The organism is Paenibacillus ferrarius (assembly GCF_002027705.1).
GTDB classification, from domain to species: Bacteria; Bacillota; Bacilli; order Paenibacillales; family NBRC-103111; genus Paenibacillus_E; species Paenibacillus_E ferrarius.
This window is the reverse complement of sequence record NZ_MBTG01000049.1, coordinates 1-17,544: the sequence shown is the minus strand read 5'-3', so window position 1 is coordinate 17,544 and position 17,544 is coordinate 1. Positions and strand designations below refer to the sequence as shown.

General features: G+C 47.6%; 14 protein-coding genes. 1 reads left to right on the top strand and 13 read right to left on the bottom strand.

What is annotated here, in order from left to right; translation table 11 throughout:
- Nucleotides 1-39 precede the first annotated feature (39 nt).
- The 11 genes from BC351_RS34325 to BC351_RS34275 form a co-directional block, all read right to left on the bottom strand.
- The gene (locus BC351_RS34325) at nt 40-567 is read right to left on the bottom strand and encodes a DUF3231 family protein (RefSeq protein WP_079419580.1); all 528 of its coding nucleotides are present in this window, start codon (nt 565-567) and stop codon (nt 40-42) included.
- 90 nt (nt 568-657) lie between these two features.
- Nucleotides 658-2,388: an IlvD/Edd family dehydratase gene (locus BC351_RS34320; protein WP_079419579.1), complete on the bottom strand. Its 1,731-nt coding sequence runs from the start codon at nt 2,386-2,388 to the stop codon at nt 658-660.
- Nucleotides 2,389-2,414: 26 nt separating this feature from the next.
- Complete coding sequence (locus BC351_RS34315; RefSeq protein ID WP_079419578.1) at nt 2,415-3,071, bottom strand: RraA family protein; 657 nt, start codon at nt 3,069-3,071, stop codon at nt 2,415-2,417.
- Between the two features lie 54 nt (nt 3,072-3,125).
- Nucleotides 3,126-3,965: an amidohydrolase family protein gene (locus tag BC351_RS34310; RefSeq protein ID WP_079419576.1), complete on the bottom strand. Its 840-nt coding sequence runs from the start codon at nt 3,963-3,965 to the stop codon at nt 3,126-3,128.
- A gap of 22 nt (nt 3,966-3,987) precedes the next feature.
- Nucleotides 3,988-5,361, bottom strand: coding sequence for an extracellular solute-binding protein (locus BC351_RS34305; protein WP_079419574.1), 1,374 nt, complete (start codon nt 5,359-5,361; stop codon nt 3,988-3,990).
- A gap of 128 nt (nt 5,362-5,489) precedes the next feature.
- Nucleotides 5,490-7,838 (bottom strand): hypothetical protein, encoded by a 2,349-nt coding sequence (locus BC351_RS34300; protein ID WP_208629891.1) that lies wholly within the window; start codon nt 7,836-7,838, stop codon nt 5,490-5,492.
- Nucleotides 7,839-7,888: 50 nt separating this feature from the next.
- On the bottom strand, nt 7,889-8,671 hold the full coding sequence (locus tag BC351_RS34295; RefSeq protein ID WP_079419572.1) for an SDR family NAD(P)-dependent oxidoreductase: 783 nt from the start codon (nt 8,669-8,671) through the stop codon (nt 7,889-7,891).
- Between the two features lie 23 nt (nt 8,672-8,694).
- Nucleotides 8,695-10,302, bottom strand: a complete 1,608-nt coding sequence (locus BC351_RS34290; RefSeq protein WP_158082327.1) for an extracellular solute-binding protein — start codon at nt 10,300-10,302, stop codon at nt 8,695-8,697.
- 180 nt (nt 10,303-10,482) lie between these two features.
- Nucleotides 10,483-11,370, bottom strand: a complete 888-nt coding sequence (locus BC351_RS34285) for a carbohydrate ABC transporter permease (RefSeq protein ID WP_079419568.1) — start codon at nt 11,368-11,370, stop codon at nt 10,483-10,485.
- 15 nt (nt 11,371-11,385) lie between these two features.
- The gene (locus BC351_RS34280; RefSeq protein ID WP_079419566.1) at nt 11,386-12,345 is read right to left on the bottom strand and encodes an ABC transporter permease; all 960 of its coding nucleotides are present in this window, start codon (nt 12,343-12,345) and stop codon (nt 11,386-11,388) included.
- Between the two features lie 48 nt (nt 12,346-12,393).
- Nucleotides 12,394-13,380 carry a zinc-dependent alcohol dehydrogenase gene (locus tag BC351_RS34275; protein ID WP_079419564.1) on the bottom strand — a complete coding sequence of 329 codons (987 nt, stop codon included), beginning with the start codon at nt 13,378-13,380 and terminating at the stop codon, nt 12,394-12,396.
- A 482-nt stretch (nt 13,381-13,862) separates the two neighbouring features.
- On the opposite strand from BC351_RS34275, the gene BC351_RS42535 reads away from it, so the two are divergent.
- Nucleotides 13,863-14,039 (top strand): hypothetical protein, encoded by a 177-nt coding sequence (locus tag BC351_RS42535; RefSeq protein ID WP_158082326.1) that lies wholly within the window; start codon nt 13,863-13,865, stop codon nt 14,037-14,039.
- A 255-nt stretch (nt 14,040-14,294) separates the two neighbouring features.
- On the opposite strand, the gene gdhA is transcribed toward BC351_RS42535, so the two are convergent.
- Nucleotides 14,295-15,665, bottom strand: a complete 1,371-nt coding sequence (gene gdhA, locus BC351_RS34270) for an NADP-specific glutamate dehydrogenase (protein WP_208629890.1) — start codon at nt 15,663-15,665, stop codon at nt 14,295-14,297.
- A 398-nt stretch (nt 15,666-16,063) separates the two neighbouring features.
- Nucleotides 16,064-17,386, bottom strand: a complete 1,323-nt coding sequence (locus tag BC351_RS34265) for an IS4 family transposase (RefSeq protein ID WP_079412048.1) — start codon at nt 17,384-17,386, stop codon at nt 16,064-16,066.
- Between the last annotated feature and the right edge of the window lie 158 nt (nt 17,387-17,544).

The following is a 17,544-nucleotide window of genomic DNA, read 5'->3' as shown; positions in this document are numbered from 1 at the left end:
ACTTATGTTTAACGCATTTCTGGATTAATTGACAGGTGATCACGATTGATAATACGGGGGTGCTTTGAGCCACCCTCTCCTCACCAATAGATCTTTTAACGTGATGGCGAAAGTTAACTTCTTCATCTGAAACTTAACAAACATGGCAGCTACATCCGGCCGTACGGCTTCCGTCATCCCCCGGCAAGCATAATTCATGCCAAGTACAAGATTGAAACTAAGGAGACTTGCGATTTCCTCATCGGACAATCTGGCGCCCTCCGGAATATTTCGAAAATCTCCGATTGGTTTGTCCGACGTTGGCTCTGTTAACGGGACGCCTTCAGCTTGCAAAAACTCCCTTAATTCGTTAAATATCGGACGATGAACGTCGTTAATCACTTCTTGCAGCTTCTCTTTGAGTTCAGGATCCTGAACAATATTATAAGAGACCTGCTCACCGCACATGGTTTGTTCCGTTGCGGTTAAATAAAACCACAGGTTCATGACTTCTCCAACGTTGAGAGGAGGCTTCTCACCATCCAGAAACGGCTTCATTGCATCGCTCAGTACTTCCAGAATATTCATGTTAGCAACTCCTTTTGCTAGTTAGAATACCCAAAAGCTTCTATTTTATGAGCCGCCGGTCTTTGACAACTATTTTCTTTGATGCTGCCCCTAACGCATGTGAGGCGGGAGCAGGAAGTCAAAATCACAGCCTTGGTTGGCCTGCAGCACCCGCTCCTGAAACAAAAGACCATACCCCCGGTCATAGAATGGGGCTGGCGCCTTCCAAGCTTTGCGACGTTCGGCAAGCTCCGCTTCCGATACATTCAGATTTAACCTGCGATCGGCAATATCCAGCTCAATCTCATCCCCGTCCTGCACCAGCGCAAGAGGGCCGCCTATCGCCGCTTCAGGCGCAACATGAACAATTAGCGCCCCATAAGAAGTGCCGCTGATTCTGGCATCAGATATGCGAACCATGTCCCTAACCCCCTGCTTTAGCAGCTTGGTTGGGATGGGAATTTGCCCGATTTCCGGCATGGCCGGCGCGCCCTTAGGCCCTGCATTTTTCAATACGAGCACACTGTCCGCATCTACATCCAGATCGGGATCGTCAATGCGCGCAGCCAGATCGGCGGGGTTCTCAAAAACAACAGCACGTCCTGTATGCTTTTTGAGATGCGCGGAGACAGCCGTTTGTTTAATAAGCGCTCCATCAGGCGCAAGATTGCCGCGCAGCACAGCGATCCCTCCCTGCGGATCAAGAGGCTCTTCCACGGTGCGAATCACATCTCGATTCAACGTACGGGCGCTCGCCGCTCCCAAGTTGTCTCCTATTGTTCGACCCGTAACCGTTAAACAATCCAGGTGTAGATGAGCTTCCAGTTCTTTCATTAAGGCGGGAACCCCGCCAGCTTCGAAGTATTCTTCCATTTGATATTCCCCTGAAGGGCGCAAATTCAAAATAAAAGGCGTTGTCGCGCTAATCGTATCAAATGTCTCGAGAGGAAGCTTCAAACCCAGCCTTCCGGCAATCGCAACCAAATGAATAATCGCATTGGTAGAGCCGCCGCTCGCCATAGTAACCCGAATCGCATTCTCGATAGCTTCCATGGTCATGATATCGCGCGGACGAATGTTCTGCCGCACAAGCTCCACGATCTGCTTCCCTGTCCGTTCAGCCATATGCTTGCGGCGGCTGTCCGGCGCGGGAATCGCGGCATTACCCGGAAGGGCCATGCCAATAGCTTCCGCGATAGAAGCCATCGTGCTCGCCGTTCCCATCACCATGCAGTGCCCATCGCTGCGGCAAATGGCATTCTCTGCGGTTGCCAGCTCCTCATCCGTGAGGTTGCCAGCCTTGTGCTCCAATGTAAATCCATAGCAATCGGTACAAGCCCCAAGACTCCGCCCGCCCAACCGTCCATTCAGCATCGGCCCGCCTGTAATGACGATGGCTGGTATATTGGCACTGGCCGCAGCCATTAATTGCGCGGGCACTGTTTTGTCGCAGCCTCCCATAAGCACAACACCATCAATCGGATGAGCTTTCATCATTTCCTCGGTATCCATCGCCATCAGGTTGCGCAGCAGCATGCTGGTCGGCTTAATATAAGGCTCACCGATAGAAATCGTGGGAAACTCCATCGGCACGCCGCCTGCCTGCCATACCCCGCGTTTCACATAGTCCGCAAGCTCGTTGAAATGCGAATGACATTTGTTTAATTCGCTATAGGTATTGCATATACCAATCAAGGGCTTCGTCAGATCTTCTTCCGTATAGCCCATGGATTTCGTAAAGGAGCGATGAATAAATCCCCATAAGTCCTTTTCCTGAAAAAAAGTTTTGCTTCTCAAGCTGTTTTCGTTCGGTTTTCCGCTTTTCTGCTGCTCATCACTCATGGCGTCTCTCTCCTTCGGCAGATGACTTACAACACGCCGTACTTATCGTAAACTTGACGCAGCGTTCTACCTTCCAGCAGTTCTTTGCGCGTGTTGTTCTCCCTTGTCGCTTTATCCAAAGCAAGCTTGATCACTTCATCAACCAGCTGATTCGGGATAACGACAATTCCGTCCCGATCTCCGAATACGACATCTCCAGGATTCACCATCACGCCGCCACAACGTACAGGCACGTCATATTCGATGACCATACCGCGTCCTTGCGAGTCAACAGGCTTCGTACCAGTAGCGAAAACAGGAAAGTCCAGTTCCAGTATTTTTTTCGTATCACGAATCAATCCGTCTACAACAGCGCCCCGAGCTCCTCTCACTTTGCAGGCGGTAGACAGAAGCTCCCCCCATAGCCCATTCTGGGTCGATTCATTCGTGCAGCCAATGACGATTTCATCCTCGTTCACGCTGTCAACCGCTTCGATCTCTTTGCCATAAGGATTTTCTGGAATGTAATGAACATCAACAGCCAGCACCGTCTTCGCACGGCCAGCTATGACCCAATTGGGATCAATGGGATTGATATTTTCCCGCATAACTTGATGACGATAGCCCAGTTCATCGAGCGTATCAGAAATAACTGCGGCATAAAGGGATTCGCACATCGTATCGAACAGTTGTTTATCATTCATCTAGCTTTAGCCTCCTCTAGGCTTGTAAGTTGATTAGTAATTTCAGGACTCGAACTAGACAAGTCCCAGCAGCTCTGGGGTGTTGCGGTGTATGATATCTTCAATGATGGACTCGGGAATTCTCGGAAGCGAGGTTCCCTCGGTATGTTGATTAATGTTGCGCAGGGAGATCATCATGCGTTCGGCAGTAAAAAAAGGATAATCGGAGCCAAACAATATTTTGTGAGTCACCCCATATTCCATCGCAGATACGATCGCATTATAAAATTGCCATGGACGTGAGCCCAGCGCAGACAGATCCATATACATATTCGTATTTTTGCGGACGACGGCAATGCATTCATCTATCCAAGGATGACCCATATGGGCAATCACCATCTTCAGGTCTGGAAATGCTCTGGCTATTGGATCAAGAGCTGCCGGTCTGGAGGCATCCAAATAGCCTTCCGGCACGAAAGAAGTTCCCTGATGCCACAAAATCGGAATTTTCAGTTCATTTGCTTTAGCATACAGCGGCAGAAACTCTGGAGCCCCCGGATAAAAGTTTTGATAAATCGGTCCCAGTTTCAGTCCGGTTAGCTTCATTTCTTTGACGGCTGATTCCAAAATGGATGGGGCGTTTGTCCGATTGGGGTCAACACTGGCGAAGCCAAACAGCTTGCCAGGATGCTGCGCCACATAGTCAGCCACGTATTCATTGGGTACATTTAGTCCAGTAGCCGGTGCGTCAAAAGCAAGCACAATGGCCCCATCCAAATCCTTATAGAGCTCCCAATGAATCTCTGGCGTAACCAACATTTCCTGATCGTTTCCCCAAGCGCGTTTGGCTGAAGCCAGCGTTGCTCCGCCAAATTGTCCAGGCCCAAACAGATGCGTATGACAGTCAAAGACCAAATGAATCCTTCCTCCCTCCGTATTATCGCAATTGCAGCGATCCTTCAATCCGCGAGATCAGTTCCTCTTCGGTCTCCAGTCCTGCCCAATACAACTTGGCTTCTTGATTAATAGTCGTAAGCTCCTTAGGGCTAATGCCTAAGTCAGAGAAATAGTGGAAGCTCGGAATCGTTTCACGGAATAGCGAGAATCGGGAAGGACGATACAGCTCCTCCTGACCTTTCCATGCCGAAGCTGATTTCAGCGCGGGAAGACTGTAGGTCATCTGCCGGATGAACAGCTGAGCCTTATGCGATGTCAGGAAATCAACTAGTTTGACGGCAGCTTCCTTCACTTGCGAATGGCGGTTAACAGCCAGACCGATATTAAGCAGCAATGTCAACGGAGTTCCCAGATGCGGTACCGGTGCTATGTCGAACGAGACATTCTCATTAATTAAATAGTTCAAGTAAAAGTAACTCGTCATAATAATGGATACCTTGCCCTGCGCCAGCAGACGCTCCGATTCACCCGTTGTAATGCCTTCGGACAACATGGGGAAATCATGCTTCATATCACGGCAAATTCGCAGTGCCTCCATCATTTTGGTCCCTGCAAGGCGAATTCGTCCGTCCTGCTGCCGTTCGAATTTGGCTTGTGTTTGGAGCGGCAGAAGCGGCCAGCGGTTAGGAGAGTAAAAGTCACAATGAAACCCGAGTCTTTCGTTAGGAATAGCGAGCTTGGCCGCATTTTTCCTCAGATCGCTCCACTGCCAGCTGCTGTCCGGCTCAGGAATGTTCGCTTCCAGAAAGTGATCACGGTTATAACATAGAATAATAGGTGAAAAAATAAAGGGCTGTACCAGCAAACGCCCGTTGTCTGTAAAGCCATCGGATAAAAAGGTGCTGATCTCCGAATTAGGCTCCATCGGTTCCAATAAATCGCCATTATCAATCTCTAGAAATTCTCTGAAATTCGTATAGTTCATCATGACGACATCGAGGATGCCGCCCGTTAAATAGTTATGAATATAGCCGTAGTCGCTTCCATATAGAGGCACAGCCTGAACCCGGATATGCGGATGTTCCTTTTGAAAAAGCGCCAGCAGCCGAAGAATATCCGCCTCTCCCGTCACGGAAGTATGGTATCCGAACTTCACGGTAACGAATGAACCGTCCGGTGATCCGACGACCTTCGTTCCCACACGCGGAATTTTCTCGATCAGCCTTTCCGATACCAGGACATCAAGCCCTTTGCGCACGAGCTGATTGCTAAGGTTATACTGCTCAGCGAACGTTTTCTCGGAAGGCAAATAGTCGCCAACAGGTCGTTTGCCTGTTAAAATATCTTCTCGAAGCATGCTGATAAGCTCGCTTAATCGTTTACGGGCTGTATCCCGATTTGTTTGTTTTTCCATTCTGCTCCCTCATTCTTCGAGCCATTTACTCGACAATCTACATAGTCCGCTCTAATCAATTCGTTATTTGGATAGGATAAGTATAGCAATAGTCTCCATTTCATCCAATCCAATATACGTCTGTAGAATTAGGAAAGCGTAATGTTTCCTGCGCTATGTTTAATCGTATCGTTCTCGGGAGGCAGTGCAGCACGATTAACACCTTGTTCGATGCACGAGGTTAGGAAGAAATAACGGCCACTTCCGAATGCTGTCGCGGCTGCCTCATACTTGCCATTCGTAAACCTTGCGCCAATGGCCTTCAAATTACCAGTGCCCGCCGGAATACTAAAGTGTGCGGTACTCGAATCTGCGGCTGTGCTTTTACAGTCCCCGAAGCTCCACGTAACGACACCCTTCGTATTATTGCTTTTCAAAAACGCCTTCTCCGCGTTCGTTCCGCTAAGCTGGGCTCCACCGCCGACCGCAATCGACTGATCCTCCGTTCCTGTCGCAACCGAATCGAAAGTTCCTGTCAACAGCAGTCCCGAGTTGCGGAAGCCGCCGCCTTGTACAGTTACATCAACACTGCCTACTCGTACTGGCCTGGATGTTGGCGAAACCCCAGTAAACCAAGTATTAATCAGTACAAGCCGGTTAATGCTGCCGATATTGTTATTATCCACATTGATAAATTCACAATTCTGCATCACAAAATCGGAAGAAACGGGCAGATTCCCCACAGCCGTGCTTCGGACCGGGCGAGCGATTTCATAATCCGGCGTCATCCCGAAGGTGCAGCCATCCGCGATATTTTTTCGGGCGGAACGATTTGAGCTTTGGGAAAGTGTCAGCATCATCTCTGTCGTACAACCTCTCATCTGCAAGCCATCCGCGTTAGCCCATATCGTGCCTGAGTTGTCCAAGCCTTCCTTCTTGATGGCGTGAACGTCCTCCAGTGTAAGGTCGGTCAGCTTCTTGTGCGCCACGATCCGTGTCGCAATATGCTTCTTAACCGTGATTCGCTTCGCGCTGTCCCCCCATGTGGTTCCACTGTTGGCAAACGAGAGCAAGCCGGAGTTTCCGATATACACAAGGTCATGCTCAAACTGTCCATGGGTCACGAAGGGACCGTAATCATCCCCGTCACCATGACAATTCTCGACCATGCAGTAGCCAGCGCAAGTGAAGTCATTAAGGTGCCGTGCATTGCTGGTATTACAATCCCTGACATGCCCGTAGAGTACGTTAAGCTGTTGGGTCAAGTAGCCTGTACCTCCCCAGTCCCTTTCCTCCGGATTGTAGAGCTCGCAGCGCTCAGTTACGTAATGCGTACAATATCGCCGCTGGACTACTGGCCAGAACACTTTGGTTGCCACAATCCCAGACGCATCGCATCGGACTGCGAACTCATAAGCAACCGGATTAGAGCCAATCTGATCCCATGTGTCGAAAGGCCTTACCGTTGTTGAGTTGGTTGGCGGCACAGGGACACCCACAAACTTCATATTTCGCACATGGCAGTGAAAGACCGGCTTCATCTTCTTATACGTAATGACTCGGCCAGCCGCAAGCGCCCAACCCAGCTTATAATTAACACGAATATGAGTGCTGTCAATGATTTCCGTGACCATCAGCAAGTAATCCAACTCGCGCTGCGCCTTGCCGGCTGGGTTGTTATTTACCTGCGCGTTCCACCAATCCTCTACCTGAAAGGCCGAGGAGTTCGGCACCTCCAGAATGTCGCTTAACTCGGCAATAGTCTTGGAGAGAGTAACCGTCTGTATGTCACCCGTCGCTGTACCTTGAAAGAACATCACAGCTCCGAAGGGATTATCCTTCGTGTTCAACACAATTCCTTCCGTTGTTACAGTATGACCGTGGAAGTCCAGCTCAATATCGCTTCGATGGTACGTATGACGCCGAGTAAAATTCAAATCGGTATGAGCCTCAATTCGGTGGATCGATAGATCATTGACCAAGGCATCCAGCGCATCATCCGCGTTCTTCGATCCATCAAAGAGACCAAACCAACGAAAATCAGCTACGCCTTGTTGGATAACTTCCCAACAGCCCTTCTTATTGCCAACTGGCTTATGAACCGTACCGCCGTTATCCGCCTTAGTGCTTCCGTCTATCCAGCGAACCAGCTTGGCTCCGCCATCACCAAGTCGATTATAGCCGCCCACATAGACGATTGTTCCGTCCTTGAAGTGTCCCGGAGGCAGCTCGAGGAGTTGTCTCACATTGCTTACCTGCAGCAGCGGATCTCCCCCCTTTCCTTTCTCATCCTTATCTCTGCCGTTCCCTATTCCCTGCTGCTCATCCTGATTGCCTTTTTGATTATCTGCAAAAGCAAGCTTGGCGGCGAGCACATTGCCAGCCAGCACCGCTCCGCCCACACTTAACGTTTTGAGCAAGCTTCTTCGGCTCACTCGTTCCTTTTCCGTTTCCTTCGACATTGGATTCTTGTTATCAGCAGACTCGTCTCGAGACATTTGCAACGGCTCCCTTTTCACTAGTTATTGGTGGAAAAAAGCATACCTGTTCACAAATCACACGCGTTGGCCAGATGACCGCCATCTACAACCAGCGTAGTTCCGGTTATATAGGAAGCTTCATCCGAGGCCAGAAAAAGAAAGGCGTTAGCTACCTCACTGACAGTCCCAAGGCGGCGCATCGGCGTCCTCGCAGTCAGGTTAAGCGTCTGTTCCGATTTTTCCTTAAGTTCTCTGTCCAATGGTGTATCAATAAAGCCCGGCGCTACCGCATTAACGCGAATCCCGTACTCCGCAAGATCAACAGCCATTGATTGTGTCAGCAGCACAACACCCCCCTTGGAGGCGTTATAGTGGGCGAGTACAGCACTGCCCGCCAATCCATTTTTGGAAGCCATATTCACAATCGAACCTTGAATCTTATCTGCAATCATCCTCTTGGCAACCCATTGGCTGAGCTGGAACATCGCATTAAGATTCACTTGAATCACCTGCTGCCAGCGGGAAAGCGGAATATCCACGAACGATTCCCGCGCAGCAATTCCCGCATTATTGACCAGAATATCAAGCCCGCCCCAGAACGACCAAGCCTCCTCGGCGGCCCGCTCCACCTGTTCGGGTATACCCAAATCACAAACTACCGTTGCAATTTGGGCTGTAATTCCGCGTTCCTCGGCAAATTTGCGAAGCATAACGGCGGATTGAAGCAAATGCTCTTCCCGGTAGTCAAGCAGAATGACATGGGCACCTTCCTCCACGAATTTCTCCGCAATTCCCTGTCCGATGCCTCTTGCCCCACCTGTGACCAACGCCTTTTTTCCCTTTAAACGCATCGCCAAATCTCCAATCCGCTTGATTAGTTATCCGTTTTAAAAGTAATGGCTTTCCCTTGGGCCGCAGCAACCTGCTCCGCATAATAATCAAATATCGCTTTACCGCCGTATTTGGTCATAATTTCTTGGCGATATTGCGGCCAGTTCGATGCATCCTTATCTTTGTACAAGACTTGAATAAGCAGTTCATTCATACGTTTGCGCATGCCCGCTAGGTCCATACCCTCTTTGATAGCAAGACTTGTTCCAACCGAAGGAAGGATCTTATAGGAGCGAATTTTCTCGACAATTTTCTTATCCCGCTCTGTCACATCTTTATCCATAATGTCCAGTCCGAAAACTTCCGGCTTTCTTGGTGTAAACCATCCATAAATATCGATAAAGTTGCCATTGTCGGTAACATCTTTTTTATAGGCGTCCGCATTAACCTCAATCTTCTTGCCATCGCGCTTATAGTCCACACCTTCTTGACCGTAGCGTGTCAGCAGGAAGCCTTCTTCCCCTGAGAGCCAATCGAGAATTTCAATGGAACGTTGTGCTTTGGCATCCGATGCTTTGGAGCTGATGAGGAACGGATTGCCCGGAATCGTTTCAACCCATGAACCGGTCTTTCCCCACGGATGGAAGGGCTCCCAGTTCGCGTTTGGATTGCCTGTAACCTGCTTTGTTTTCATTTGAATACCCGCAGGGTTATTATCGAAGGCAAGCGTTTTGCCCATACCCAGCACGATTCCTACTTTCCCCTGCGATGCCTTGTCATACTGCTGTCCGTTTTTATTCAACAGCCAGTCTGGGTCAACGACCTTCAGGCTAAGGAGGTTTTTGATATCATTTAGAACCGGCTGCAGGCGAATATCCGTCCGTACATCAATTAATTTATCGCCTTCCACATAGGTGTCACCAACCAAGCCGTTTTTCAAAAACTCCGGAAAATCCATCGACATGTTGGTTCCATTCCCCACAGCGGTAAACCCATACGTATCGTTTTTCCCGTTCCCATCCGGATCATCGAACGTAAATGCCTTCATGACAGTAATCAATTCATCATAATTGGTAGGCATTTTCAGACCTAGCTTAGTCAGCCAATCTGTTCGAATATAGAACGTGCGGTACAAATCGGTTTCGTACGGCACTGGAGCCCGTTTGAACACGTTTTGCACCTGATAGCCTTTCAGAATATCTTCTTTCATCCAGTATTTGAAATAGTTCGGCATCTTGGCTGGCGTAACAAGTCCGGTTAAATCGCGAGCGACACCGTCTTTAATGTACGTATTGGAATCAATCCCCTCCGAGAAGAAGAGGTCAGGGATATCGCCGGATGCAATCAGGGTATTTAGTCTATTTTTATAATCCTGCCCCATCGGCGCATAAGTCAGCTTGAGACTGACATTAAACTTTTGTTCGATCGCTTTTTTCACAAAATCCTTATCAGGCGATGGCAGTTGACTGCTTGCATCAGCAATGACATTCCATTTCAGTTCGAGCTTTTCCTTGGTGCCAGCGGCAGCCGAAGCGCTTGCACCCGGGCTACCCTTGGGGGATGAAGACACACCTTCGTTGGCGCCTCCACAAGCGGTTAAAACCAGAGATGAGGTAATTAAAACGGACGTGATCTTGGAAAATGTTTTCAAAATCGTAACCTCCCTATTCGTTCTCATTTCGCAAATCGAGACTGGCAGTTTAACTCCACAACAACGCAAACCGTTGACCCCTGTCGATCGAAATTGGCCTTCGACCGCTCATCCCCCCTATGACGTGGTAGCTCTTCGACTAGCTATCTGAACCTTATATGAGAATGCTTCGATCAGCATTTAGCCTTTCACAGCACCGAGCAGCATGCCTTTTACGAAATATTTTTGCAGGAAGGGGTAAATAATCATAACCGGTACGATCGCTACAACAACCGTTGCCATCTTAATCGTTTCTGGCGGCAAGGCATTCAGCGAGGACTGCGGAACCGCAAGCTCCTGACTGACCGTCGGCGATACAATCATATTGCGCAGCACTACTTGCATGGGATAGAGCTCGCGGTCCGTTAAATACATAATCCCGCCGAAATAGGCATTCCAATGATTGACCCCATAAAACAACCCCAGTGTCGCAATAATCGGCATCGAGAGTGGAAGCACTATGCGCAGAAGCGTCCCGAAATCATTGCACCCATCCACCTTCGCTGCTTCTTCAATTTCATTCGGAAGCCCTTCGAAGAAGGTTTTCATAATCAACATATTAAAGGAGGACACTAGCCCTGGAATAATGAGCGCCCACAAAGAATTCATAAGCCCCGTACCCTTAACAACCAGATACGTAGGGATAATCCCGCCCGAGAACAGCATCGTGAACACAATGCCCATGAGCACAATGTTCCTTCCGGGAAGAAACTTTTTGGATAGTGGATAAGCTAGCAAAGTAGTGATCGCCAGATTGCAGGCCGTGCCCACAATCGTAATAAACACCGTTACTTGGAGCGCCTTAGGCACGACATTACTGCCAAAAATCGTCTTGAACGCCTCCAACGTAAACACATTCGGGAAGATAACAAAGCCCCCGTTGCGAAGCACCTCCGTATAAGGCGTAATCGACATAATGATGACAAAATAGATCGGAAATAATGTCGCAAGCGAGAACAGAATCAAACCTCCATAAAGGATACCATCGACTATTCGATCGGATTTTGTTTTCTTCAATGCATATAACATCGTCGTGATCCCCTCCTACCAGATGCCGGAGCCATCTACTTTTTTAGCCAATTTATTAGCCCCAAGGACGAGCACCAGCCCAATGACAGACTTGAACACACCCATAGCTGCCGGTACACTGAATTCCATCTGCTCGATGCCTCGCCGGAAAATCCATGTATCCAGAATATCCCCAACATCGTACACGCGCGCGTTTAAAAAGATGTACACCTGTTCGAAACCCGCATCCATAATGTGCCCGATCCTTAAAATCAAAAGCAGGATGAATACCTGGCGAATACCGGGCAGCGTAATGTGCCAGAGAAGACGCCAACGTCCAGCACCGTCGACCACAGCGGCCTCGTAGAGCTCATGATTGATACTACCCAGTGCAGCCAAATAAATAATGGCCCCAAACCCCGTGCTTTTCCATAAATCTGTCGTAATGAGCATTGTCCGGAAATAATCCGAATTGGTGAGGACATCCATATTCCCCCAACCCCAGTCGCGGAACAGCGTCGTAAACAGTCCAGCACCAGGGGCAAAGAATGAAAACACAAGCCCATATACGATAATCCACGATAAGAAGTACGGGCCGTAGGTGATCGTCTGCACAATCCTTTTAAACCACTGTGACCTGATTTCATTAAGTATCAACGCCAATAGAACATCAGGCAGCATGTTGAACACTATCCGGTATAAACTGAGCAGCAGCGTGTTCTTCATTAATAAGGGAAAATCAGGTGACGCAAAAATCGTGCGGAAATTATCAAAGCCAACCCACTTGCTGCCCCAGATGCCGGACATCAGGTTATATTGCTTAAAGGCAATTAACAGCCCAATCATCGGAAAATAATGATACACAATATAATAAGCAACGCCTGGAATTAGCATTAGGTACAACAAGCGATATCGGACCAAGGTTTTCCATATCCTTTGGCTAGGCAGCTTCGGTGCTATCTTCCCTCTGGCTAATGTGCCTCCATTCTTATCCACGCAGGACACCTCCCATGTAATTTATAAGCCATACCGACAGGCACCTGATTAATTATAGGTAACGACGACCCCCATCATCTGCTCCGGTGAATTCATATAGCTCTTATACAGATCAGGAAGGAACTCCAGCTTGCATTCGTTCATAATGAGAGACTCGATAGCAATCCGCTTCTCAGCAATCAGTCGTAAGAACTCCTGCATATTGCGGCCTTCTGTCCAACGAACGTAGCCAATCGGATAATCTACACCCTGCTGCTCATAGCTATCCTCGTACCGACCCGGCCCTCCCGCGCGGGAAATATGAATGGTCGCCTCTTTGCTAAACAGCAGATCTCGATCGAAATCAGTGCCTGTATCTCCAACAATCACAATGCGTCCCCGGTCCCGCAGCCAATTGAGAGCGCTGTCAATCATGCTGTGCTCCCTCCTGCTAGCGCACAATAGGACGGCATCTGCACCTTGTATCGTTTTATCCAAGGCTAAAGCCTGCTGCATCTTTTCCTCGCTTCTATACACCGTCACGCCTTCTTGTTCTAGTAAAAGACATCTCTCCTCCATCAGCTCAAGGCCAACCACTCGGTAGCCAGCCGCATTGGCAATGCGCGCGATGACTTGACCTAGAATACCAAGGCCAACCACGATAACCGTCTCACCAAACTGCAAATTAGCCTGCCGGAGAGCATGAATCGCAATCGCTCCAATGCCGACGAACGCCGCTTCTACCGGGTTCACACCTCCAGGAACCAAAGCGACCAGATGTTTGGGCGCCAATACATACTCCCGATGGCAAGGAACGCCGTAGCACGCTACACGTTGACCAGGAACGACATGCGTCACGCCCTCCCCTATTTCCTCTACAATTCCAGTAGCGCTATAGCCGAGCCCGGCATTGCTTTGATTGCGGATCATCATAAGCTCAGTACCCACACTTACCGCCGAAAAATCAACTTTCACTTTCACGTGATGCGGCTTTAGCTCAGGGATTGGAAGCTCCACTATTTGAGAAGTCCCATTGCGACTTTGGACAGCCTTCATAACTCAACAACCTCTCTAGATTATTTCTGGTTTATTTTTAGTGAAAATATACATCACAACTCTTATTGTGATTTGTTTCTGGTTTATTTTCATTATATAGAGGGCGTATTCAGATTGTCAATGAATTTTTATTTAGAGAACGCTTTCATATGTTAGAATAAATTACATGTAAAAATATATTTTTAATTTACGTTATGTTTAATAACATAAAAAGACCGTTAAACGGCATTATTTAAAAGGAAATCGATTGAAATAAAGATTTCACAAAAATATCTCGGAGAACGATGTCAGATTCCAAGGAAAGGAGACTATATAAAAGACACCACCCTCAATAATGAGGCCTGGCATCTCTTCTTCGCCTTATCCCTGAAACAAGCAAATCCTTTTCACCACCGTAAACAAATTATTTACTTAGTGATAACACTCCACTCACATATCCACCTTACAATAAAGTTATCTTATCGTGATGGAGGCATCGGAATATGACAGCAAAAATTATTGTTGCATTTACCTGCTTATTATCCCTATCCGCTTTGGGCGTGAGTGCAACAGAGAGTCATATTGTTCGTCCGTACTCACCTGAGCTTTATGATTCAACGGCACAATTCGAATACGAATTCGAGTGGCTAAATGGTAAGATCATCGCGAACCCACAATAACATTAAAAACATTGCAATCTGACACCTTTGTGCATCACTCTTAGGCGCACTCGCGCCTTAAAACATAAAGTTTAACGCAAGCTCATCAAGCACCCCAGAGGGTGCTTCTTTATTTTTTTGGAGATGAGCTGCTGCAAAAAACACAAAGAGCCCACCATCCGCAATGAATGGTTGAGCTCTTTTATGGATATCGTTAATGGAGGCACGCTATGACAGCGTAAAACCACATTTGTAGAAAGATAATTGCAACTTCCTTTAAATGACACCTTGCGCAATCATAGCGTCTGCCACTTTGATAAAGCCAGCAATATTGGCGCCTACTACGAGATTGCCTGGATGTCCGTATTCCTCTGCCGCCTGAACGGAGCTGCGGTAAATATTTTTCATAATCGTATGAAGCTTGTCATCCACCTCATGGAAGTGCCAGGAATATCTCATGCTGTTCTGCGACATTTCTAGGGCTGATACGGCAACCCCGCCTGCATTCGCCGCTTTGGCCGGTCCAAAAAGCACACCCGCTTGTAAGAACACTTCAATCGCTTCAAGCGTTGACGGCATGTTCGCGCCTTCTCCGACAGCTTTCACACCATTTCTCACAAGAATTCTCGCCATTTCCTCGTCAATCTCATTCTGTGTTGCACTTGGAAGCGCAATGTCGCAAGGAATGGTCCAGATGCCGTTACAGCCTTCGTGATAGGTCGCGTTCGGATGCTCATTGACGTACTCGCTGATCCGTTTTCTTTCGACCTCTTTCAACCGTCGTACCGTGTCTAAATTGATTCCATCCTTGTCATAGATGTAGCCATTGGAATCACTGCAAGCAACAACCTTAGCTCCCAACTGCGTCGCCTTCTGTATGGAATAAATCGCCACGTTCCCGGAACCGGAAACAACGACAGTACTGCCTTCAAGACTAAGACCCTTAGCTTGCAGCATTTCATTCACAAAATAAACACAGCCATAACCCGTAGCTTCAGTACGAGCCAAGCTTCCGCCATAAATGATCCCTTTGCCTGTCAATACACCAGCCTCGTAAGCGCCGCGAATTCTCTTATATTGACCAAACATGTAGCCAATTTCACGGGCACCAACACCAATATCTCCGGCCGGCACGTCCGTGTCTTGTCCAATATATTTATAAAGCTCCGTCATGAAGCTTTGTGTAAAGCGCATGACTTCGTTGTCCGACTTCCCTTTAGGATCGAAATCGGAGCCCCCTTTGCCGCCGCCAATAGGCTGTCCTGTAAGGGAGTTTTTGAATGTTTGCTCAAAACCCAGAAACTTAATAATGCTGGCATTAACAGAGGGATGAAAGCGCAATCCACCCTTGTACGGTCCAATAGCACCATTAAATTGAACGCGGAAACCGCGATTCACATGCGTAACTCCATGATCATCCACCCATGGCACGCGGAAAGTGATAAGACGCTCTGGCTCCACAAGTCGCTCAAGAATGCTGTGCTTCATATACTTCGGATGCTTAGCGATAACAGGAGTCAACGACTCCAATATTTCTTTTACCGCTTGATGGAACTCATTCTCATGGGGATTGCGCTTAACTACAGTTTCGTATACCGCTTGAATATACTCTCTTGCCGCAACTTCATTCTCTACTTGAACTGTCACAACCTTAACCACCTTCGTCACTAGTTTATTGTATTGTAAAAGTGTTTTACTATATTAGCAACCAAAATTTACATGTCATGTAATGTTACTTGGATAGGTTAATCTAAGGACCATCGGATGTAACTTATGGGGCTATTTTTTTGTAATGATGGTAATTTCATCATAGGTCGCTTCCCAACCCAAGCAACCTAATCAGCTCGACGATAGCCAAAGCAAAAAGCACCCGCAAGGGCAATGTCATTAAGATAAGTTCAAAGACAAAATACGGAATAAAGATGAATCCGAAAACGGCATGGGAAAAATCCCTGTGCCGTTTGTTTTTTATGCAAACAAGGAAAAAAGCGCACAGCAAACAAACGGATGGAATATCCGCTAAAAAAATGGTCTTGTTAAACGATTTATGCTACTCTGTAGACGAAGCTAACAGCTGATTTATAGCGGATTTTGCGCGTATTCTGCTGTCCTGGGCGGATGGGTCGAATCGGCAAAATGTTTTTGTGAATCAACGCTTCAACATCGGGCGGGGGTTCATCATCTTTTGAACGCAGGAAATATCTACAAACGTGAACGGCAACCGTGAAGTTGACTTGGTAGTGGTGCCGTTTATCCATTTGGGAAATGACGACGTGTGAGGTCATCATTTCAGCGAAATTGTACATGATCATTCTTGCGAAAATCTCTTGGATGATGGACTCTTGTTTCTTTGCGTGAAAACTCGTCAATCCGACGGTGTATTTCAACGCTCTGAAAGAGGTTTCAATGCCCCATCGCATGTTATAAATGGACTCCAGTTCATCGGGTGGGAAATCTGCGGCAGAAAGATTCGTGATGACAGTTTCATAGGCGCCACTTGGCAGGACGAAACGAACAACCCGAAAGGAAATCGGGTAATACAAGTTTTCATGCAAATCCAAAAAATCAAATGTTGACTTGGAAGGGATGAACTTGTAAATCTCGGGATGAGCCTTGACCTCTTTGGTTTGTTTTTTTGTGAGTGTCAGATGAACTTCAATATCAAACGAACCGCTAGAGGGCAAACGCAAGCCCGAAAGAATACCATTGGAATCCAAATCCTTTACCCGTATGACGTAGTTCCATCCTTTGCGCTCAATATGCGCGAAATTGTTGTAACTTTCATAGCCTCGATCGGAAATAACAATGATTTTACCTTTGATGGGGGAACGATCAACCATAGCTGCAAGTGCTCTTCCCTCGCTACTCAATCTTCGCGGCTGAACAATGGCATCCACGTAAAGTCTGTTGCAGAGGTCATAGGCTGCGTTCAAATGCAAAAGGTTGTAGCCTTTCGTGTTCGGTTGACTTTGAAAATAGGTGTCCGTGTTGGCAGGGTCCGTTGCGATATGTAAATCCGAACCGTCAATCGCAAGTAATCGATACCCGTGGTAGTCTTTGATATCCGTATGCGATTGAGTAAATTCGTGAAACAGGAATTCCACAGCAGACGGCAGGATTTTATTCCTCTGCTGAACAAAAGCAGAAGTGGTTGCGGTGTTTACATCATAGCCCTGCGACTCCAAGAGTTCCTTATAGATGCTGTTACCGCCCATCGAGATCAGGAGTTGCATAACCGTTTCAAAGGGCAGCTTTTTCTTTCGGGTAAAATCTCTTTCGGGGTTTTTGACATATGGTGCGGGTAGCGCTGACATTTCTCGTATGAGAGATGTCAGCGTTTCTTTTAGCGAATTCGCGTACTCATTCATTGGCGTAACCTCCTCGTTTTTCAAGGGGCTTCGCCACACACTTTCAACTGCTTGTCAAGTTCTTTTTTTCTTTTTCATGCAAAAAAAGAGCGGGCTATCTTTTCAGATAACCTGCTCTTTTTTTGATTTTAACCCTGCGCCTTAACTTAATGACATTG